Raw genomic sequence first — 20,631 nt, 5'->3', positions numbered from 1 at the left:
TATTGTGAACAACCGGGAGATTTATCCCCGGTTTCCCCTTTTATGGGGGCCGACACCTCTCCACCCGTTGCCCCGACTGGCGGAACGGGTTGGGGTGGGGGAGCTGTGGGTGAAACGGGATGACCTGACCGGGGTGGCGTTAGGTGGAAACAAGGTGCGAAAGTTGGAGTTTTTGCTGGGGGAAGCGAAAGAGGCAGGATGCGACCTCGTGATTACCGGCGGCAGCCCGCAATCCAACCATGCCCGGCTGACGGCGGGGGCAGCCCGGCAGGCGGGCATGGACGCTTGGCTCGTTTTTGCCGGGGATCGCTTTGGGAAAGAGCAGGGGAATCTCCTGCTGGACCGATTAACCGGGGCCCGCTGTTTTTTATCCGGGGTATACGGTTCCTCCGCCTTGCTGGAAGCGATGGAAGAAAAGGCACGGGAAGCGGCGGCATCGGGTCGGCGTCCGTTTGTGGTTCCAGTGGGAGGATCGACTGTCCGCGGGGATTATGGATACGTATTGGCTGCGGAGGAATGTGCCGACCAAATGACGGAGCAAAATCTGCCGCCTTTTGATCGGGTGGTATTGGCGGTTGGCAGCGGCGGCACGCTGGCGGGTTTATTGGTGGGTAAATATCGCTTCCCCGGATGGGCGGAACAGATCCTGGGAGTCAGCGTGTGGATGAAACAAGCGGATGTGGCCCGAGTGGTTTTTCAGCTCGCCGCCAACCTCACCCAGGTCTTGGGTATGGATGATATCCCGCAAGCGGAGATCCACGTGACCGATGACCAGGTGGGGCGGGGCTACGGACGTCCCACTGAGGAGGGAAAACGTGCTATCCGGTTGTTGGCGGAGACAGAGGGGTTGTTTGTGGACCCCGTATACTCCGGTAAGGCCTTGGCCGGTTTGATCGACCAAGCTGAGCAAGAGGACTGGTCCGATAAGCGTGTATTGTTTTGGCATACGGGAGGAGCTCCAGGATTATTCACCCACGCCTCGGCACTGTTGGATTGATGTGATAGAGAGCGGGTTTGTTGGGTAAAAGTACTGTTCTCCGCTGTTCGTGAGTTCGGGTGCTGGGTAACAGCCTAGGCCTGTCTGATCATTGATCTTTCCGTGAGAACAAGGAAGGGTTGGGTATAGTTTTTGGTTCGCCTTTGCACTCATAGAGCACAAGTTTCGCCTAGGTCACTTCGCTTACGCTTTTTGCAACGAAACGAAGACAGCCATACCCAACCCGGTTTTCGCCCTACGGATTGTTCTGACACGCCCTAAAACCCGGATCAGGTGGGTCGTGCACAGAAAAATAATTCATGATAAAGACATTTCCTAAACCGCTTCAAAACTTGGCAATCAAAGTGATGTTGTTGAAATAGATGGAGATAGTCTGTTTCATTACGGATATACTCCCCTCGATCAAACCAGGACATAATCCGGTTGGAGAACGGTTTATCGGCAAATAAACAGGGTTCGATCACGATAATGGTTCCTGTTGGTTTTAAGATCCGTTTAAACTCCTCCATATAGCAATGGATCTCTTCCGAAGAAATATGATGTAAGACAGCAACTATTAAGATATAATCCAAGCTCTTATCGTTACAAGGGAATCGTTCGGATTGGAGAATATAAAACGTATACTCAGGATAAAGCTTTTTGGCATAGGCAATCCGTCGCTGGTCAGGATCGATGCCGATATATCGTTCAGAAGAAAAGATGGGGCAATTGGCTCCTGTGCCGGAACCAAAATCGAGAATTCTCTTTCCTTGAACGGAAAAGTGATCCAAAAGAAGATCATGGATATATTTTTTGGTAAACCATTTCGGACGAATCAACCGGTGGTATAGGGTTGGAGAGATCGGGTTGCTAATGATGGATCACTGCTTTCAGTGTGTGGACTTCCCGATTAATATGTCCCGATCATGATACCCGGATACGACATCGACGAAGATGAAGAGGACTCCCCAAGAAAAACAAGCACCGTCTTTCCCTGAGGGGAGCGGTGCTTGTTCGTTGTCATTTTGCGGCAGAGAACCATCATCGACGACCGGGAGGGGTGAATCGGGTCTTTATCCCAGGAGCCGTAAAGTCCGATTAACTCTTTAAACTAGTTTGCAAAGCAAACAGCATAGAGAAGAAGCAACCCACCCGTGATCACCGGATGAGTAGCAAGCGGGTGATTTGTTACATTTGCACCTCGCGTTTGAGCCGGGTATCAAACACAAACGGGCCGAACGGCAGGACCGATGCGATCACAGCCCCCGCCACCCGTTTGAACGGCCACCGATCGGTGAAAGTCACATGAGCCAACGCAACCATATAGAGAATGAAAAGAACCCCATGGATCCATCCCACAACGGTGACAGCCATCGGGATGTCGGCAAGGTACTTCATCGGCATGGCGATTCCCAGGAGCAAAAGAAAAGAAATCCCTTCGATCAGGCTGATGATGCGAAAGCGATCAAAAGCAGTCTTGAACAAGGATAACACCTCCAATAGAAAATCACTCTCCTTTCCATGAAAACATACTTGGCATCCAGAAAGGGAGCCAACCCTTGAAAAAATAGCGACTTTTTACGTCAATGGCTGAAATCCATCGTATAGATGTATTCCACACGATAAACTTGTTTGAGAAACAAACTGAAAAAATAACAACGAAGACCCTGCATCTAAGGGTCTCCGTTGTTTCAGTCGTTTCAGCCCACATCATTTCGATGAAGTTTCCGGTTCCATCACGGATCCCATAAACAAGAGGGTACCCGTTTTTTGATCGTGAATGGCAAAGAAAAACGGGCGGTCGACCCGCATCTGGAACAAATCGAGGGGAGCCGATACGGTTCTCATTTCTACTGATGTAGCAGCGGCGGCTTCTGTTCCTTTTTCATTCACTTCGATAAACGATTGATGTTTCACTTCATGGATATACGCTCGCGGAGGGGTGGAGACCATCTGTCCAAAATCGGCCCGGTGTTCGTCAAATGCCACTTCCATCCCCAACGCCTTTAGGGCGCCGTTTAGCGTTTTTTCATATTCCAGTTCAAAGCGGGGGAGTTGAATGGTTCCTGCCGTTGTTTCAAAGCCGGCCATCCACTTTTTCCAGTGATCCGCGTTCAGCTGTTTATAAAACCGTTCCAGACTGATGCCTTCATCCGGAAGGAAGACGGTCATCTCGAATTGTTTGTTTCCGTAAGGCAATCGGACTGCTTCAAAGTTGTCTCCTTTGTAGTAATCCAACTCACCGGACTGAACCATCATCGGCACGGTTCGGGTGGTTCCATCGGGCAGGTGAAAATCTTGATCCGTGGTGGCCGCTTCATCAAAAGGGGTCGACCATTTCCCTTTAAAATAGATGGCATTGATTAAAAAGAGGAACGTATCAGGGTCGATGTTGCCATCGATGATGGGGCCGATTTTCCCCTCTGTCTCTTTGCGGACCCACTCATTAATCGTATCGGAAGCACCGGGATCCTGAAAATCCAATTCGGTTACGCGGGCATCATAATAGGCTTCATTTCGTTCCAGAAAGTCCGGCCGAAAGAGGGTTCCTTCCCGCCCCCAGAGGGAATGAGCGAGGGTTACCTTCACATCGGGGTCTGCTTGTTGCAGAACCGATTGCAGAGCGGCATTCGACCGATTCAGGTCTTCCAATGTCAAATCCTGCACCTGCAGGGCCTGGACCATGGCGCTTCGGGTCTCTTGATCCGCGCCGTTCACCGTCATGGACAACGCCAGAGAGACGCTCAAGGGCGATAAGAAGACATTGTTTGCTTTCTCTTGCTTTAATACTTCTTGATACAGCCGAAAAGCGAATTCGTTGTTTGCCGTCGGAAGGCGTTTGTCGATGTCTTCTCTTTGAAAGGCTTGTTTACTGTTTCCGCATCCGGAAATTAACAACATCATACAGACGATCACCAGCCATCGATTTGGGATCTTGGACAGTTTCACGGGATCGATCCTCCTGTCTCCATTCAACCTATCCATTAGACGATGCTTCTTCCCCAATAGTTTCAATGGATTCTAGGGCGTGTCTGAACATTCCGTAGCGTGATCCCAGGTCGGTATGGCTGTCTTCGTTTCGTTGCAAAAAGCGCAAAGGCTCTCCGCCAGCCATACCGACCCTCTTTTCTGCTCTCGGAAGATTGAATTACCAGACGGGCACTAGGGAGATGGTTTCTCGTTAACCATCACTTTTTGTCTTTGTTCAGCAACCCGTAAAAAAACAGTCTCGTTAATTCTTCCAGCATTCGGGGGTTGGCCGTCACTTCCCGGAATAAATCCGTCGTCTTGACTTCTTTCAACAGATTGAAATACATCACGATCGTTTCCGTTGATATGTTGGGATCGATATATCCCTCTTTTTTTCCTGCATCGATAAACCGAAGTAGGTCCGGAAGATATTTCTGATAGATCGTTTCAACCATATCTTTAATTTCCGGGTCGTTTGACATCAGGACGTGCAAAAATTCCGGATTGATCGCAGCCGTATCCGCTGTATCAAAGATCATCTTTTCAACCTTTTGCTCAAAAGGCATATCACTTTGGATCAGCCTCACCCGGTCTTGCCAAGCTTCTTCTAAAAATGTGAGGACGACGTGGCGGATCAGTCCATCCTTTGTTCCAAAATAATTATAGATGGAGACGGGAGAAACATGAGCCTCCCGGGCGATCTCCGCCAAAGAGACTTTGTCAAACCCATGGGCGGAAAATAAGCGCAGGGCCGCTTCCCTGATGGTGTTTTTCTTTTTTTCCGTGCGTCGTTGATACCCGTCCACTTTGGCTCACCCCCATACCAGGATAATGAATGATATGAGTGATTTCAATGATGAACATTCAAAGATGTGGGAGTCTGCACCATTTTCATGCAATCAAACTATGGCTCCCTTACTTCCGATAATGGTGTGGTATCGGAAGTAAGGGATGTTATATTCGAAAGAATCGATTACGATATAATCATGACAACATAAGAAAGCATGCGATCACCATGAATGAAATGGGGAGGGGCAGTTCCCATGCGGATCACCCATCAAACGACAAATGTGAAATCCAACCAAACAAAAGAGTTGAATATCGTGATCGCACCGGATTCGTACAAAGGCAGCTTAACGGCAAAGGAGGTGGGCGAGACGATCTGGAAGGCGTTTTCCAGAGAGTTGGAAGGAGCCCAGATCACCGTTGTTCCGATGGCCGACGGAGGTGAGGGCACGGTGGAGGCGCTTGTATGTGCAAGGGGTGGAAAGTTTGAAACGGTATGGGTAACGGGTCCGTTGTTACAACCGGTCGAGTCCCGCTACGGGATCTTGGGTGACGGGGATACGGTTGTCATGGAAGTGGCCAACATCGCGGGTTTGACCATGGTGGATGAACAGAAGAGAAATCCGCTCCATACATCGACTATCGGTGTGGGCCAAGTGTGGATGCACGCCCTCGACCGTGGCTACCGCCGGTTTATCATCGGCTTGGGAGGAAGTGCCACCAACGACGGAGGCCTGGGGATGTTACAGGCTCTCGGTGCCGAATTTCGTGACCGAACCGGCCAATCGGTCAAACCTGCGGGAGGCTCCCTCGGAATAATCGAGGATGTTCGCTTGGACCTTCTCGATTCCCGCTTGAAAGAATGCGAAATTCTCGTGGCTACAGACGTCACCAATCCTCTCTGCGGTGAGCAAGGAAGCTCCAGGGTATTTGGACCGCAGAAAGGGGCGACGGAGGATCAGATTCGGCAGCTGGACCAGGGGCTTGCTCATTTTGCCCGACTGCTGGAAGGTGATCGAGGAGAGTCCCTGCAGGACCGTCCCGGCGCGGGAGCTGCGGGCGGGTTGGGCTTTGCTCTGTTATTTTTAGGCGCCAAAATCGCTCCCGGCGCTCAGATCATCGCTAATGCATCGGGGTTTGCAGAAAAAATCAGCCAGGCTGACTGGGTGATTACCGGAGAAGGGAGGACCGACCATCAAACCCTTTACGGCAAGCTTCCTGTCTATGTAGCTGAGGTGGCAAACAGACACGGGGCCAAGCCGCTCCTGATCTCCGGTAGTATCGGACCAGACGTAGAACCCCTGTATCGGCATTTCGTCAGCATGCATTCGATTCTTCGGCGGCCGATGTTGCTGGAACAAGCCATGAAAAACGCCGAAACGTTGCTATACGAAACGGCGAGAGAGATTGGGAGACTCATTCGGGCTGTGGAGATGGACAGATAACGGTTAAATGGACGTCTCCCCACCACTTTTCAATCCTTTGCCCCGATTGTATGGCCCATTTTGTTAATCGGATTCGGAACCTTTGGGTGACCCTGGTATGATTGATCCCATAACGATAACGAACAACCTCCCGTTTTGTGGGGGGGTTGTTCGTTAGAAAACGAAAATGTTGCAATTCAAGGTTGCTGTTTTCTACTGATCGCAACGGAAGTGAAGTAGAGTATAGTAATAAAAACAAGTTTGCAATACAAACAAAGATCTCCTTTTGGCAATCCGGCTTCAAAAGCCGGCCATTTCTTCTTCTGCTGTCATTGTTTGGCTGTAAAGAGACAGGTATAGTGAAAACCGATGATGGGATACGGAGGCCAAACAGAGGGGGGCATTCGGTGTACAAAATTTTGATTGTGGAAGACGATCCGAAAATGGCGGGATTGTTACAAGCGCATTTGGAGAAGTACGGATATGATGCCCGCTTGGCGGAGGACTTCTCTGCTATATTGGAGTCATTTGAATACCATCAACCGGACTTGGTATTGTTGGATGTCAATTTGCCGCGGTTTGACGGTTTTTACTGGTGCCGGCAGATCCGAACCCTGTCTACTTCCCCCATTTTGTTTCTCTCCGCCCGCGACAGTAAAATGGATCAGGTGATGGCGTTGGAAAATGGGGCCGATGATTACATAACCAAGCCGTTTGATTATGAGATTGTCATTGCGAAAATCCGCAGTCAACTGCGGCGAGCCTATGGTTCGTATTCACCGAAAACGGATGTTCGTTCGGTCAGCCATGCCGGCTTGGCTTTGTATCCGGAACGGTTGGAACTGACCTTTGAGGGAAAGAAAGTGGAGTTGAGTAAGAAGGAAGCGGTTCTGATGGAAGCACTGATGATAAACCCCATGAGTGTGGTGACTCGAGAAGATTTATTGGAACAATTATGGGATGACAAGCAGTTTGTGGCCGACAATACACTGAACGTCAACGTTGCACGGTTGCGAAAGAGGTTGAAGGACTTGGGGATCGAGGATGCGATCGAAGCTGTCAGGGGTGTGGGCTATCGACTTCGACCCACATGGAGGGACGAGGGATGAAGCTGTTTTGGCGGGATCATTTCTCCATTGTTTTTTTCTTTATCGTCCAGCTTACGTTGGTTTCGATCCTGCACTGGGCAGATGGTTTCGATCGGGTGGATACGATTGGTTATACGTTTTTTCTTAGCACCTGTTTGCTTCTGGTCTTTATGTGGTTCCGATATTGGCGGTATCGCTGTGTATACGCCCGCCTGTCCGATCCGTTGAAATCCTTGGATGAATCGCTTCAAAAAGGGGGGGGAGTTCCGCTGGAAGCTGCAATGAATGAGCTCTTGCGCTCCCAGTATCAACATTATCAGGAGCGGATTCATCATTATGAACAGAAGCAGCGGGATCACGTCACCTTTATCACACAATGGGTCCACCAGATGAAAACACCGCTGTCCGTGATCCAATTAACACTGCAAGATAGAAACCGCCTGGATGTAAAAAGCGTCCGTGAGGAAGTGGACCGAATAAAGAGAGGGCTGGATCTGGTGTTGTATACGGCACGATTGGATGTGTTTGACCGGGACTTTCATGTGGAATCGATCCCCCTTCGTCTGTTGGTGCAAGGGGTGATCCATGAAAACAAGCGGTTTTTCATTTAAAACCGGGTGTATCCGGAATTGCGGGTGAAGGAAACGGCAACTGTCGAGTCAGACGCCAAATGGTTGACGTTTATGGTGAATCAATTGGTAACCAATGCGGTGAAGTATTCATCGGGAACGGGAGAAACGGTCACGTTTTCTTCCTATCACCGCGGAAAAAATCAGGTGTTGGAAATCCGGGATCATGGGGTTGGAATTCCGAAACAAGATCGAGATCGGGTATTCGATCCGTACTACACAGGAGAAAACGGAAGACGGTTCAGCGAATCCACCGGCATGGGTCTCTACCTCGTCCGAGAAGTGTGTGAACGATTGGGGCACGGAGTCGAATTGGATTCAGAAAAGGGAAAAGGCACGACGGTTCGCCTTGTTTTTTTTACCCCCTCCTCCAGGTGACAATCTTGTTATTCAGATGAAAGCCAGATCGATATCCCGTCACTCGGGGATCGAGTACACTCAATCGTGTACGAATTCATCACGGCTGAGAGGATGGTGAAGCGTCGATGGAAGTATTGAAGGTAAACAATCTGAGTAAAGTGTACAGTGGAAATGTTCAGCATCGGGCCTTATCGGATATCGATTTTAGCATTCGGCAGGGAGAATTCGTAGGGGTGATGGGGCCTTCTGGAAGTGGGAAAACGACCCTGCTCAATTTAATCGCCACCATCGATACTCCTACATCGGGAGAAGTGTTCTTGCATGGGAAAAATCCGCATCAACTGAAGAAAAATCAGCTGGCCCAATTTCGACGGCGGCGGTTGGGCTTCGTCTTTCAAGACTTTAATTTATTGGACACGCTCTCGATCGGGGAGAACATCGTTCTGCCCTTGGTTTTGGACCGTAAAGGAATCGAAGAGATGGAGCAAAAGGTAAAGGAAGTGGCGGAGAAGCTGGGGATTACAGAGACCCTGGAAAAGCGCACCTATGAGGTGTCCGGCGGACAGAGCCAACGGGCGGCGATCGCCCGGGCGATCATCCATAGACCGTCTTTGCTGCTGGCGGATGAACCCACCGGGAACCTGGACTCCAAATCATCCCGTCAGGTGATGGAAACGATGGAGACCATCAACGAAAAGGATGGCACCACCATGATGATGGTGAGTCATGATCCGGTGGCAGCCAGCTATTGTCATCGCGTCCTCTTTATCAAAGACGGTGAATTGTATAATGAGATCCATCGCGGCGAAAGCCGGCAACTGTTCTTCCAGCAAATTATCGATGTGCTGTCATTGATGGGAGGGGATACCCATGACCTTTCGTCAGTTCGCGTTTAACAATGTACAGCACAACTTTCGTTCCTACTTCGCATACTTTTTGAGCAGTGCCTTCGCTGTCATGATTTTTTTCATTTATGCCATCTTCATTTTCCATCCGGACATGGCGGAGAGCGGGATGAAAGCCATGGTGGTCAAGGGGATGACGGCGGGGGAGTACGTCATCTTTGTCTTCTCCTTTCTATTTGTGCTGTATTCGGTAAGCGCGTTTCTCAAGGTAAGGCAAAAAGAATTCGGGATCTTAACCCTGTTGGGAGCCACACGGAGACAACTGAATCAATTGGTGTTCCTGGAGAACTTGGTTATCGGGACCCTTTCCATAGGGACGGGAGTCTTGGCGGGCCTTTTGTTTTCCAAGGCATTTTTGATTGTGGGAGCACGGGTGTTAGATTTGGTAGAATTACCGTTTTATTTTCCCACTAAGGCGCTGTTGTTGACGCTTTTGGCCTTTTTCGCCTTGTTTTTCGTCATCTCGATGGGAAGTATGTTATTCGTCCGGCATCACCAGGTGATCGATTTGCTGCAGGGATCGCGGAAGCCGAAAAAAGAACCGAAATTCTCCTTTCTCTTGTCTCTGTTAGCAGCGATATGCCTGCTCAGCGGATATGGATTCACGTTCTATGTCAGTGCAAGCGATCGTATGGCTGCGATGCAGAACTTGTTTTTCCCGATTATCGGATTGGTTTGCATCGGTACCTACTTTCTCTACACCCAGTTTAGCGTGTTTCTAATTCATTTACTGAAACGAAATCGAGGGATCTTTTGGCAAGGGACCCGCATTCTGTGGCTGTCCGACCTGGCTTATCGCATGAAGGACAATGCCCGTATGTTTTTCCTGGTCACCATGGTGTCTACAGTGGCGTTTACGGCCACGGGGACACTGGTCAACTACCTGGATCAAATGTTGGATTATGCGAGAAACGCTTCTCCGTTTGCGATCAGTTATCGAGTAGGGGAGGAGGAGCTGAATACGGACAGGGATGGTCAGAAAATCATTGAAAACGAGCTGCGTGACGCCGGTGTCGATTTTCAAAAGGTGAAGGCGAATCACATCTTATATCCACTATCTTCGGATGAAATTCTCTATCTTGATTTTGTAAAACTAACGGATTACAACCGTTTGGCAGCGACTCTGGAGCAACCGACGCAGACATTGAAATCCGAGGAAGCGTTCCTGGTGGACACGGTGCCGGAGGGCTTGAAACAGAAAGAAGAGATTGGTGAATCCATCCGTTTGGGCGATCGATCCCTGAAAGTGGCGGGTCAAACAGATGAACCCATGATGTCCGACCAAGGGTTGATTGTTGTCGTTCCTGACGCGATTTATGACCAAATAGAAAAGGAAGCGGAGTATACGTATACCTATATCGGCTACCACGTGCCGGGATGGGAACGTTCCTTCCCCCATCCGCAAGCAAGTGAAATGGGGGAAGCGTTGAAAGAAAAACTGGAGAAGCCCGAGTTTATGTATACATTTACAGCCCGCGACGCGTACTATGTGGAAACCAAACAACAGCTGAGTGCCACCTTGTTTGTCGGCTTGTTCATTGCGATCATCTTTTTCATTTGTGCAGGCAGCTTCATCTACTTTCGGCTGTATACCGATCAGGAACGGGATCAACGGCATTATCACGCGGTATCCAAAATCGGTTTAACCGAGAAGGAAATGAAACGGAGTGCGACAGTACCGATCGCATTATTGTTCTTTGTTCCCTTTTTGGTGGCTGTCGTTCATACTTCTGTCGCTTTAGTCGCATTGCAAAGTATCCTTGTGTTGAAATCGATTCTAATTCCGTCGATGTTGACCATCGGTGCATTCCTTGTATTACAGTTGGCGTATTTTATCATGGTAAGACAGAGCTATTTGCGCAACCTCCGACAGTCCATGGTGCGGTAGATAGACAAGTATGAAAGCCATGGGGTCCCCGCTCGTGTCAAGCAGGAGCAGGATTCCATGGTTTTTCGTGTTGAAATCCGTCATGTCGTTTTTAAGGGTTCCACTGAATCCTCGCTTCACGAGCCAGTTTGGTTTGATCCATCCGGTCCACCGCATCCAAAAAACGCATCCGGATTTGCTCTCATTGGTTCCAATCCAAAGCAAAATAACCTCCTCTGTTTTCTTATCGCCACCAAGCTATCACAGCGGTCGAATGTCATCAAAACACCGGAGCCGGCTTTCTTGATTTCAAATTTGCGGATGGCATATAATGAAGGGGAAATTGGACATCCCAGGCAGAACTGTCTCCCGCGCGGTGGAGGGGTATCACCGGGTGGGTTTTTTTCACGGTTGAATAAAAAATGGGGGGAGAAGAGATGCAGATTGCGTTGATCGCCCACGACAAGAAAAAAGAGGATATGGTCCGGTTTGCAATCGCCTACCGGGAATTGTTGAAGGACCATGAATTGTATGCCACAGGGACGACTGGCAAGCGAATAGCGGAAGCTGCCGACTTAAAGGTTCACCGTTTTCTGTCAGGCCCCCTTGGGGGAGACCAACAGATTGGTGCCATGATGGCGGAGAATCGCATGGACTGTGTCATTTTTCTGCGGGATCCACTGACTTCTCAACCCCATGAGCCGGATATTCTGGCTTTGATGAGGCTGGCTGATGTTCACAATGTTCCCGTCGCCACAAACCTGGCTGCGGCGGAAGTGCTGATTCGCTCCATCCGACAAGGGGAGTTGGATTGGCGGAAGATTGTAAACAGAGAAGGTGACTAAATTGACATCGACAGTGGATCTGCTCGCATTTGGAGCCCATCCGGACGATGTGGAGATCGGCACCTCCGGTATCCTGTGGAAACATGCAAGACAGGGGTTTAAGACGGCTATCTGCGATTTGACGGACGGGGAGCTGTCCTCTAACGGGGATGTGGTTCGGAGACGAGCGGAAGCCGACCGGGCCGGAGAGATTCTGGGATTGACCCGCCGTCTCCGGCTGGGCCTGCCGGATCGCGGCTTGACGGGAACAGCGGAACAGCTGAATGCGGTGGTGCAGGTGATCCGGATGCTAAAGCCGCGTGTGGTGCTGGCTCCCCACTGGGAGGACCGTCATCCGGATCACACGGCTTGTGCCCGCATGGTAAAAGAGGCGGTCTTTGATGCCGCCATTCGCAAGAGGGAACTGGATACAGGGGAAGCGCCGCATCGGGTGGAACAACTGTTCCATTACTTTATCAATCACACGGGAAAAGCGGATGTAATCGTGGACGTAAGCGAAGGGTATGAACAGAAGGAAGCGGCGATCCTGGCTTATGAAAGCCAGTTTGTCCCCGGCCCCGGACGCGTGGAGACTCCTCTCAATCGGCCCACGTATTTGCCTATGATCCGGGGGCGAGATCAGTTGTGGGGGCATGAGATCGGGGTGCTGTACGGGGAAGGACTGGTCAGTCCCCGCCCCATCGCCATGGGGACACTGATACCGGAACGGGATTGATGCAAAGGGGCATAGGAGCAGACGCGCCGGGGGAAGAGGAAGGAGCCTTCATATGCGAATCGGAATTACCTGTTATCCCAGTCACGGCGGTTCCGGAGTGGTCGCGACGGAGTTGGGCAAGCTGATGGCGGAACGGGGTCATCAGGTCCACTTTATCACGTATGATATGCCCTTTCGCCTGGGCCGGTTTTACCACAACATCCATTATCATGAAGTGGAGGCCAACCGTTACGCGGTTTTTCGTTATCCTCCCTACGATTTGGCATTGGCCAGCCGGATGGCTCAGGTAGCGAAGATGCACCGGTTGGACTTGATTCACGTTCATTATGCAGTCCCTCATGCCATTTGCGCCTATTTGGCAAAGGAAATGGTGGGGGATTGGCTGAAAGTAGTAACCACGCTTCACGGCACGGATATCACGGTTCTGGGTGAAGATCCGTCCTTAAAGGACATCATCTGTTTTGGTATTAATCAGAGTGATGCGGTGACCGCTGTTTCGGACAGTTTGATTCGGCAGACGGCGGATCTGTTGTGCATTCAAAATCCCTTACATCGCATTTATAATTTTGTAGATCAACGGATCTACCGTCCGTTGGATGTTTCCGATATCCGCCCCAAATACGCCGCTCCTCACGAAAAGATTCTTTTGCATATTTCCAATTTCCGCGGGGTGAAGCGGGTTCCCGATGTGATTCGCACCTTTGAAAAAGTACAGCGAACGGTTCCATCCCGCTTGATTTTAGTGGGGGAGGGACCGGAGTTGTCCCGATCCGTCCAACTGGCCAAGGAATTGAAGGTGGAATCCCAGGTCTGTTTCCTGGGAAAGCAGGATGAAGTTGCCCGTTTGGTTTCTCTGGCCGACCTGTTGCTTTTGCCTTCTGAGAAAGAGAGCTTTGGTCTGGTAGCGTTGGAAGCGATGGCGTGCGGAGTACCGACGGTCGGTTCGGAAGCGGGGGGGATTCCAGAAGTGGTAGGGCAGGGAGAGACTGGGTTTCTCTCGCCTGTAGGCGATGTGGACAGCATGGCCCGTGATGCCATCCGGTTGCTGTCTGATGGAGATCTGTACCGTCGGTTTTCGGAAGCAGGCTTGCAACGGGCACGGGATCGTTTTTGCGGGGAAAAGATCGCAGACCAGTATGAGCGGTTATATCAGAACGTGGTGGAGACGTGAAAGGAGGATCGCGATGCCGACCGGCTGGGATGCTGCCCATCGAATCATGGAAATACTGGAGGAAGCCGGCCACCAGGCGTTTTTGGTAGGAGGGTCTGTACGTGATCGTTTGAGGGGAGCAGAGCCATCGGATTACGACGTGGCAACCGATGCCCACCCGGAACAGGTGATGGTGTTATTTCCGAGAACGGCTCCCACCGGGCTGAGCCACGGAACGGTAACGGTGACGGCGGTGGGAACACCGATAGAAGTGACCACCTTTCGGCGGGAGGCGGGATACTCCGACCATCGCCGTCCGGATGAAGTCCGGTTTGTTTCCCGTTTGGAAGAAGATTTGGCACGGCGGGATTTCACCATAAACGCGATGGCGGAAGATCGACGGGGGCAGATCATCGATCCTTTCGATGGAAGGAAAGATCTGGAGCGGGGAAGGATTCGGGCTGTGGGGCAACCGACGGAGCGATTTACAGAAGATGCGCTTCGGATGGTACGAGCCGTCCGCTTCGCGGCTCAGCTGGGCTTTGCCATCGATCCGATGACCGAATCAGCGATTTCCGCCTGCCGGGATCGGTTGCAGCCATTGGCGGTGGAACGGGTAGCAGCGGAGTTAGACAAAATGTGGACGGCTCCGCACCCTGCTTACGGAGCCGTCCTCCTGTGGAAGCACCAATTGTTTCGCTACCTGCCTCCGTTTTGCGCATGGGATGGAGAAGGAGTGGCAAATGAGCCGCTCCACCCTTTATCAGGTCTGGATGCGCTTTCTCATTCGGATGTCCGCTGGGCTTTTTTTCTGTTTGCATGTGGTGTAGATGAGGAAAGGATGGGTAGACGGTTGCGCTCCTTGCGTCTGCCGGGACGCAGGGTAAAGCGGATTGCCGTCATCGCCCGGATTGCCGCCGCCAGTTCTGTGCCTCTCGAAGAAGAGGAAGCAAAAAGGCGGATGTTGGACATTGGTGGGGAAGGTTACCAGCAGGCGATTTCCCTTTTGTCCGCATTGGGCCGACTGGAACCGGAAACGGCCAAACAGCTGGAACGGCAAGTGGCGACTTGGTGGAAGGAGATGCCTGTTCAGCGCCGTGAAGACCTGGCAGTCGATGGACGGGTACTGGCTGATGCTTTGGAGCTTCAACCAGGCCCGTGGCTGAAACCGATGTTGGAGTTTTTACTAGAACAAGTGGCTCTGGGGCAAATTCCTAATAACGAGCAGGCGTTGATAGATTTAGCCCGATCAGGGCGACAATGAGGGGGGCTTCGCCCGAGGAAGAGGAAGGTGGACGCATTGGCAAACCGGATTCGTGAATCATTGCTGGCCCTGCTGTTGGAGCATGGTGATTCCTATGTGTCGGGGGAAGAGATCAGCCAGCGTGTCAATTGCAGTCGAACGGCGATCTGGAAACACATCGAGGAGCTGCGCAAAGAGGGATATCAGATTGAAGCACGCCCTCGCAGCGGATATCGGCTGGTTTATCGACCGGACCGGGTGGCTCCGGAGGAGATTAAGCCGGAGCTCCACACGCGCCGTTTTGGAAAAGAGATCCGATACTGGCGTCAAGTTGCCTCCACCCAGCCTCTGGCTCATGAGTGGGCGCGTGAGGGAGCGGCAGAGGGATCACTGGTGATTACGGAGGAGCAGACACAGGGGCGGGGACGCCTGGGACGTATCTGGCATTCTCCTCCTTACAGCGGTATTTGGATGAGTCTGGTATTGCGCCCCGCCATTCCCTTGACTCAGGCGCCCCAACTCACCCTGATGGCTTCCGTGGCGGTGACCCGAGCGTTGCGCCGAGTGACCGGGCTGGATATTCGCATCAAGTGGCCCAATGATCTGTTAATTGACGGGAAAAAGATTTGTGGAATCCTCACGGAGTTGCGGGGAGAGCAGGATCAAGTTCAATACGTCGTGTTGGGAATGGGGATCAATGTCAACGTCACTCCCGACTTCTGGCCGGAAGAGTTGAAGGGGAAAGGGACTTCGCTGGCGATTGCCGGTGGACGCACCTATCGTCGTGTGGAACTGATCACGGCGATTCTGAAGGAGTTGGAAGGGATTTATGAAGGTTTCCTCACCCACGGTTTTGAACCGATCCGGATTTTGTGGGAAGAATATGCAGCGATGTTGGGTACCACCATCCGTGCGCATACTCCCCATGGGGAAGTAACAGGGGAAGCGATCGGATTAGATCCGACAGGAGCGCTGATCTTGCGGCAGGGAGATACTAAGATCCCGATTTTCTCATCGGATATCGACGTTTGAAAATGAAAGAACATTGTCTTTCTTGACGAAATGGTTTACCCTTAAAGTGTCGGCGGCATCCTAATGGAAGGAGTCGCACGACGGTTGGGTGAATGATGGCAACCGATTAGCCGTAAATGGTTATGATCCTGCTTCGAGCCCTTAGGGACGGAGACAGAGGTGAGTTGGCAATCCAACGCCTTGCGGTCCCGTCGTGGCTGCCAGGCGTTTTTTGATGTCAGCCTCTGCCTCCCGGACAACAACACGGGGCTGCCCTTTTAGGAAAACAACCGGGGGGAGCTCCCAAAAGGAGAGGTTGATGAATGGCTGCAACCAAACGGGTAACGGTGACGACTCTGCAAAAGATGAAAGAACAAAACGAGCCCATTGCGATGGTGACGGCTTATGATGCCCCTTCAGCCGCTGTGGCGGAAGCGGGCGGGGCCGATGTCCTGCTGGTGGGGGATTCATTGGGGATGGTGGTGCTGGGGTATGATTCCACGGTTCCCGTCACGATGGAGGAGATGACGCATCACACGAAAGCGGTGTCAAGAAAATCCCAACGGGCGTTGGTGGTGACGGATCTGCCCTTTTTAACCGCCCATCTCCAGAAAGACGAGGTGTTAAAGGCGGCGGCACGCCTGCTGCAAGAAGGGGGTGCCCAAGCGGTAAAGGTGGAAGGAGCCCATGCGGTTCTATCCGGAATTGAAGCCTGTGTAGCAGCGGGAATTCCGGTGATGGGACACATCGGTCTGACCCCCCAGTCGGTTCACCAATTGGGCGGTTATCGTATCCAAGGAAAAGATTCGGAGACGGCTCAAAGACTGCTGGAAGAAGCACAAACACTGGAAGCGGCAGGAGTGTTCGCACTGGTGTTGGAATGCGTGCCTGAAGAGCTGGCCCAACGGATCAGCCAGGAACTGACGATTCCCACGATCGGGATCGGGGCCGGGCGCGGATGTGACGGTCAAGTGCTGGTGTATCACGATTTGTTGGGATATGGCAGTGGAGGGCGGGTTCCTTCCTTTGTTAAAACGTACGCTTCCATCGGGGAAGCCGCCCGGCAGGGGGTCCACTCTTTTGTGGAGGAAGTAAAGTCCGGTCGGTTTCCGACAGAGGAGCATGTGTTTCGTCTGGACCCTGCTGTCATGGAAGGGCTTTATGGAGGGAGAACATCCGATGGAAGTGATTTATGACCGGGACCGTTTGCGGCAGTACCGGTCCGGCGTCCCCCAACCGGTGGGATTCATTCCGACCATGGGCTCTCTGCACGAAGGACATCTCAGCTTAATCCGCCAGGCGCGGAAAGAATGCAAAACCGTTATCGTATCCATTTATGTGAATCCGTTGCAGTTTGGACCTGGAGAAGATTTTGAACGCTATCCTCGGGATTTGGAACGAGATGTTTCGCTGGTAAAGGAAGCGGGGGCTGATGGTGTGTTTGCTCCCACCCGGGAGGAGATGCTGCCTCGGCCTTCCATAACGAAGGTAACCGTATCAGGGTTGACGGACCGGCTGTGCGGGGCTTCCCGTCCGGGCCACTTCGACGGAGTGGCGACGGTGGTAACCAAGCTGTTCCATCTGATTCAGCCGGACCGCGCTTACTTCGGCTTAAAAGACGCCCAGCAAGTGGCGGTGATTCAGCGTATGGTGGAGGATTTGCACATGCCTGTCACCATCGTTCCCTGCCCCACGCTGCGGGAACCGGACGGCTTGGCGATGAGTTCCCGCAATGTGTACCTTTCTCCATCCGAACGAGAGCGGGCGCTGATCCTGAATCGGTCTTTGGAAGAAGCGACACGCCGCTGGAAAACGGGAGAGTGGCAGCGGGGAACGGAGGCGGCCCGTTACCTCAGGGAAACCATCACTTCGGAACCGGGAGTGGAATTGGATTACGCCGAGGTATTGACTTATCCGGGACTGGAACCGGTGGAATCTTTTCATAAAGAAGAATTCGTCTTAGCCGCGGTGGCGGCTCGTGTCGGTTCCACACGCTTAATCGACAACCGCATTTGGCAGGGAAGGGAGTGAAACCGCATGCTCCGCAACATGATGAAATCCAAAATCCACCGGGCGACGGTGACGGAAGCCAATCTTAACTATGTGGGCAGTGTCACCATCGATGAGGACCTCATGGAAAAAGTGGATATCTGGCCTAATGAAAAAGTGCAAATCGTCAACAACAACAACGGCGCCCGACTCGAAACTTACGTCATCCCGGGCCCCCGCGGCAGCGGGACCATCTGCTTAAACGGGGCCGCCGCCCGATTGGTCCAGCCCGGTGATACGGTCATCATCATCTCCTATGCGATGATGGATGAGGCGGAAGCCCGCCACTACCATCCCAAGGTGGCCATTATGGGGGAAAACAACCAAGTGGTAGAGTGGATGGGAACGGAAGTACACGGGTTGGTTCGTTAAAAAATGTAAACAGGTCTCATATTCATAAAAGGTAAGGCACGGCACGGAATGGTGGTGTCTTGCCTTTTTCTATGTTGACGGACTTTTTTTACGCCATTTTTTGGGTGTACGCCTATGTCGCATGATAAACGCCTACATATACTGTTGAAGGAGCCTAAAAGCTGTTGACAGTGGATAAGAAAAGCACTAAAATATGATTCAATCTCAACTAAACATATAGGCATTATCAGAGTTTGCTGACCGTTCCAACGGAGGCCCTCTTCCCCTTTGCCGATGGCAGAGGGGGTGAGGGCTCTCGATTTTTAAAAAGGATTTTAATGGGTCTTCACCTGAAAGGAGAGATTGTTCTTGAAAAAGTATCGGTTCTTGCTCATCGTATTGGGATTAGTAGTGTTGGTTGGCTGCTCTGGAGGAGGTTCACAAGACGGAAAAGGGACTGTAGAGCTGCTTAATGTGTCCTATGACCCGACACGGGAGTTTTATCAGGAATATAACCAAGTGTTCACTAAGCATTGGAAGGAAAAGACCGGACAGTCCGTTTCAATCAGGCAATCCCATGGAGGATCCGGAAAACAAGCACGTTCCGTCATCGATGGTTTGGGTGCGGATGTGGTCACACTGGCGTTAGCTTATGATATCGATGCAATCCAGGAAAAAGGAAGGCTGAAGGATGGATGGCAAGAACGCTTGGATCACAACAGCTCCCCTTATACGTCGACCATCGTATTTCTCGTCCGCAAAGGAAATCCAAAAAAGATCGAAGATTGGGATGATCTGATCCGAAAGGATGTGGAAGTGATTACACCTAATCCGAAAACATCCGGGGGAGCCCGTTGGAATTATCTCGCCGCATGGGCGTATGCAATGGAAAACTATGAGGGAGACGAAGCCAAAGCGGAGGACTTTGTCCGGCAGTTGTATAAAAATGTTCCGGTATTAGATTCGGGTGCCCGGGGTTCTACCACCACCTTTGTGGAACGAGGGATCGGAGATGTTTTGCTGGCTTGGGAAAATGAAGCGTTCCTTGCCCAAAATGAATTAGGGAACGATCAGTTGGAGATCGTTGTGCCTTCCCTCAGCATTTTGGCGGAGCCACCGGTTACCATCGTCGATCAGGTGGTGGACAAAAAAGGAACGCGCGCGGTCGCGAAAGCATACCTGGAATATTTGTACTCCAAGGAGGGACAGGAATTGGCAGCCAAGCATTATTATCGCCCCATTGATCCGGAAGTACAGGAGAAATATAAAGATCAATTTCCAGATTTAAAGCTGATCACGGTGGACGACATTTTTGGCGGTTGGAGACAGGCTCAACAACGGCATTTTGATGATGGCGGTACCTTTGACCAAATTTACCTTCGGAATTAGAGGAGCGATCCCAAATGAATCAAAAAAGCTGGCGTATCAGCCCGTTGCCTGGTTTCGGGCCGGCAATGGGCTTTACCCTTCTTTATGTCACGCTGATTGTATTGATCCCCTTGTCCGCCATTTTTGTTATAACGGCCAGCCTCGGCTGGTCCGATTTTTGGAGTGTGGTCACAGAACCGCGTGTTGTCGCATCCTATCGGTTGAGCTTGTTGACTGCTTTGGCTGCTGCTGGCATTAACGTCATATTTGGAGTATTAGTGGCATGGGTGTTGGTTCGCTATCGGTTTCCGGGAAAAAAGTTGATGGACGGTTTGGTTGACTTGCCCTTTGCCTTGCCAACGGCTGTTGCCGGGATTGCACTCACCTCTCTTTATACCTCCAATGGTTGGTTAGGGCGGTGGTTGGACCCCTTTGGAATCCAAGTTGCGTTTACCCCCATCGGAATTACGGTTGCTCTTGTTTTCATCGGATTACCTTTTGTGGTGCGGACGGTTCAGCCGGTATTACAATCTATTAGTCGAGAGGTGGAAGAGGCGGCCTTGTCTTTGGGAGCGACTCCCCGCCAAACCTTCTTTCGAGTGATATTGCCGGAGTTGTTTCCAGCAGTAGTTACCGGTTTTGTTCTGGCGTTTTCCCGAGCGCTGGGTGAGTATGGATCGGTGGTGTTTATCTCCGGCAATATGCCGCTAAAAACGGAGATTGCCCCGCTGATCATCATGACAAAACTGGAGCAATTTGATTATACGGGGGCAGCAGCAGTCGCTTTGGTCATGCTGTCGATCTCCTTTGTTCTATTGATTATTATCAATGGCTTCCAAACCTTGCAGGAACAGCGGAAATCCCGATGGAAAGGGGCACAGTAGCATGACAAAT

The 20,631-nt window shown here is 51.5% G+C and carries 19 protein-coding genes and 1 pseudogene; 16 read left to right on the top strand and 4 right to left on the bottom strand.

Annotated features, from left to right (window positions below; all coding sequences use genetic code 11):
- Nucleotides 1–4: 4 nt before the first annotated feature.
- Nucleotides 5–997 carry a 1-aminocyclopropane-1-carboxylate deaminase/D-cysteine desulfhydrase gene (locus tag JOE21_RS02230; protein ID WP_309861841.1) on the top strand — a complete coding sequence of 331 codons (993 nt, stop codon included), beginning with the start codon at nt 5–7 and terminating at the stop codon, nt 995–997.
- Between the two features lie 269 nt (nt 998–1,266).
- Here the strand turns inward: JOE21_RS02230 and JOE21_RS17750 are convergent, their stop codons facing one another.
- From JOE21_RS17750 to JOE21_RS02215, 4 genes are all read right to left on the bottom strand, one after another.
- The gene (locus JOE21_RS17750) at nt 1,267–1,767 is read right to left on the bottom strand and encodes a class I SAM-dependent methyltransferase (RefSeq protein ID WP_374709295.1); all 501 of its coding nucleotides are present in this window, start codon (nt 1,765–1,767) and stop codon (nt 1,267–1,269) included.
- Nucleotides 1,768–2,164: 397 nt separating this feature from the next.
- A complete protein-coding gene (locus tag JOE21_RS02225) occupies nt 2,165–2,461 on the bottom strand; it encodes a DUF3817 domain-containing protein (RefSeq protein WP_309861840.1) in 297 nt (98 codons plus the stop codon).
- A gap of 225 nt (nt 2,462–2,686) precedes the next feature.
- Nucleotides 2,687–3,925 (bottom strand): serpin family protein, encoded by a 1,239-nt coding sequence (locus tag JOE21_RS02220; RefSeq protein ID WP_309861838.1) that lies wholly within the window; start codon nt 3,923–3,925, stop codon nt 2,687–2,689.
- Nucleotides 3,926–4,164: 239 nt separating this feature from the next.
- A complete protein-coding gene (locus tag JOE21_RS02215; RefSeq protein WP_309861836.1) occupies nt 4,165–4,752 on the bottom strand; it encodes a TetR/AcrR family transcriptional regulator in 588 nt (195 codons plus the stop codon).
- A 237-nt stretch (nt 4,753–4,989) separates the two neighbouring features.
- Between JOE21_RS02215 and JOE21_RS02210 the strand changes: the two genes are divergently transcribed.
- From JOE21_RS02210 to cysT, 15 genes and pseudogenes are all read left to right on the top strand, one after another.
- Entirely contained in the window at nt 4,990–6,177 is a 1,188-nt protein-coding gene (locus tag JOE21_RS02210; protein WP_309861834.1) for a glycerate kinase, read from the top strand.
- 386 nt (nt 6,178–6,563) lie between these two features.
- Entirely contained in the window at nt 6,564–7,265 is a 702-nt protein-coding gene (locus JOE21_RS02205; RefSeq protein ID WP_309861832.1) for a response regulator transcription factor, read from the top strand.
- Nucleotides 7,262–8,251 (top strand): annotated as a pseudogene (locus tag JOE21_RS02200) (sensor histidine kinase). The gene JOE21_RS02205 and the pseudogene JOE21_RS02200 overlap by 4 nt, the downstream one beginning before the upstream one ends.
- Before the next feature lie 107 nt (nt 8,252–8,358).
- On the top strand, nt 8,359–9,129 hold the full coding sequence (locus tag JOE21_RS02195; RefSeq protein WP_309861830.1) for an ABC transporter ATP-binding protein: 771 nt from the start codon (nt 8,359–8,361) through the stop codon (nt 9,127–9,129).
- Nucleotides 9,104–11,026: an FtsX-like permease family protein gene (locus tag JOE21_RS02190; protein ID WP_309861828.1), complete on the top strand. Its 1,923-nt coding sequence runs from the start codon at nt 9,104–9,106 to the stop codon at nt 11,024–11,026. The genes JOE21_RS02195 and JOE21_RS02190 overlap by 26 nt, the downstream gene beginning before the upstream one ends.
- Before the next feature lie 416 nt (nt 11,027–11,442).
- On the top strand, nt 11,443–11,850 hold the full coding sequence (locus tag JOE21_RS02185) for a methylglyoxal synthase (protein ID WP_309861826.1): 408 nt from the start codon (nt 11,443–11,445) through the stop codon (nt 11,848–11,850).
- Nucleotides 11,843–12,565: a bacillithiol biosynthesis deacetylase BshB1 gene (bshB1, locus tag JOE21_RS02180; RefSeq protein WP_309861824.1), complete on the top strand. Its 723-nt coding sequence runs from the start codon at nt 11,843–11,845 to the stop codon at nt 12,563–12,565. Before JOE21_RS02185 ends, bshB1 begins: the two co-directional genes overlap by 8 nt.
- A 52-nt stretch (nt 12,566–12,617) precedes the next feature.
- Nucleotides 12,618–13,736, top strand: coding sequence for an N-acetyl-alpha-D-glucosaminyl L-malate synthase BshA (gene bshA / locus JOE21_RS02175; RefSeq protein ID WP_309861822.1), 1,119 nt, complete (start codon nt 12,618–12,620; stop codon nt 13,734–13,736).
- Nucleotides 13,737–13,749: 13 nt separating this feature from the next.
- On the top strand, nt 13,750–14,979 hold the full coding sequence (locus JOE21_RS02170) for a CCA tRNA nucleotidyltransferase (RefSeq protein ID WP_309861821.1): 1,230 nt from the start codon (nt 13,750–13,752) through the stop codon (nt 14,977–14,979).
- 27 nt (nt 14,980–15,006) lie between these two features.
- Nucleotides 15,007–15,990: a biotin--[acetyl-CoA-carboxylase] ligase gene (locus tag JOE21_RS02165; RefSeq protein ID WP_309861818.1), complete on the top strand. Its 984-nt coding sequence runs from the start codon at nt 15,007–15,009 to the stop codon at nt 15,988–15,990.
- A gap of 302 nt (nt 15,991–16,292) precedes the next feature.
- Nucleotides 16,293–17,165, top strand: a complete 873-nt coding sequence (panB, locus tag JOE21_RS02160) for a 3-methyl-2-oxobutanoate hydroxymethyltransferase (RefSeq protein ID WP_309861816.1) — start codon at nt 16,293–16,295, stop codon at nt 17,163–17,165.
- Nucleotides 17,149–18,000, top strand: a complete 852-nt coding sequence (gene panC, locus JOE21_RS02155; RefSeq protein ID WP_309861814.1) for a pantoate--beta-alanine ligase — start codon at nt 17,149–17,151, stop codon at nt 17,998–18,000. The genes panB and panC overlap by 17 nt, the downstream gene beginning before the upstream one ends.
- A 6-nt stretch (nt 18,001–18,006) precedes the next feature.
- Nucleotides 18,007–18,390: an aspartate 1-decarboxylase gene (gene panD / locus JOE21_RS02150; protein WP_309861812.1), complete on the top strand. Its 384-nt coding sequence runs from the start codon at nt 18,007–18,009 to the stop codon at nt 18,388–18,390.
- Between the two features lie 348 nt (nt 18,391–18,738).
- The gene (locus JOE21_RS02145) at nt 18,739–19,758 is read left to right on the top strand and encodes a sulfate ABC transporter substrate-binding protein (protein WP_374709294.1); all 1,020 of its coding nucleotides are present in this window, start codon (nt 18,739–18,741) and stop codon (nt 19,756–19,758) included.
- 14 nt (nt 19,759–19,772) lie between these two features.
- Entirely contained in the window at nt 19,773–20,621 is an 849-nt protein-coding gene (gene cysT, locus JOE21_RS02140; protein ID WP_309861810.1) for a sulfate ABC transporter permease subunit CysT, read from the top strand.
- Nucleotides 20,622–20,631: the final 10 nt, after the last annotated feature.

Origin of the sequence: Desmospora profundinema (genome assembly GCF_031454155.1) — a bacterium.
In the GTDB taxonomy this organism is placed as follows: domain Bacteria; phylum Bacillota; class Bacilli; order Thermoactinomycetales; family DSM-45169; genus Desmospora; species Desmospora profundinema.
The sequence above is the reverse complement of the archived record's forward strand: the minus strand, read 5'-3'. Positions and strand labels throughout refer to the sequence as shown.

Bases quoted from the DNA above. Each gene is read 5' to 3' on its own strand.
- JOE21_RS02210 (WP_309861834.1), top strand. From the start codon at position 4,990: ATGCGGATCACCCATCAAACGACAAATGTGAAATCCAACCAAACAAAA.
- JOE21_RS02195 (WP_309861830.1), top strand. From the start codon at position 8,359: ATGGAAGTATTGAAGGTAAACAATCTGAGTAAAGTGTACAGTGGAAAT.
- JOE21_RS02190 (WP_309861828.1), top strand. From the start codon at position 9,104: ATGACCTTTCGTCAGTTCGCGTTTAACAATGTACAGCACAACTTTCGT.
- JOE21_RS02185 (WP_309861826.1), top strand. From the start codon at position 11,443: ATGCAGATTGCGTTGATCGCCCACGACAAGAAAAAAGAGGATATGGTC.
- bshA (WP_309861822.1), top strand. From the start codon at position 12,618: ATGCGAATCGGAATTACCTGTTATCCCAGTCACGGCGGTTCCGGAGTG.
- JOE21_RS02170 (WP_309861821.1), top strand. From the start codon at position 13,750: ATGCCGACCGGCTGGGATGCTGCCCATCGAATCATGGAAATACTGGAG.
- panB (WP_309861816.1), top strand. From the start codon at position 16,293: ATGGCTGCAACCAAACGGGTAACGGTGACGACTCTGCAAAAGATGAAA.
- panC (WP_309861814.1), top strand. From the start codon at position 17,149: ATGGAAGTGATTTATGACCGGGACCGTTTGCGGCAGTACCGGTCCGGC.
- panD (WP_309861812.1), top strand. From the start codon at position 18,007: ATGCTCCGCAACATGATGAAATCCAAAATCCACCGGGCGACGGTGACG.
- cysT (WP_309861810.1), top strand. From the start codon at position 19,773: ATGAATCAAAAAAGCTGGCGTATCAGCCCGTTGCCTGGTTTCGGGCCG.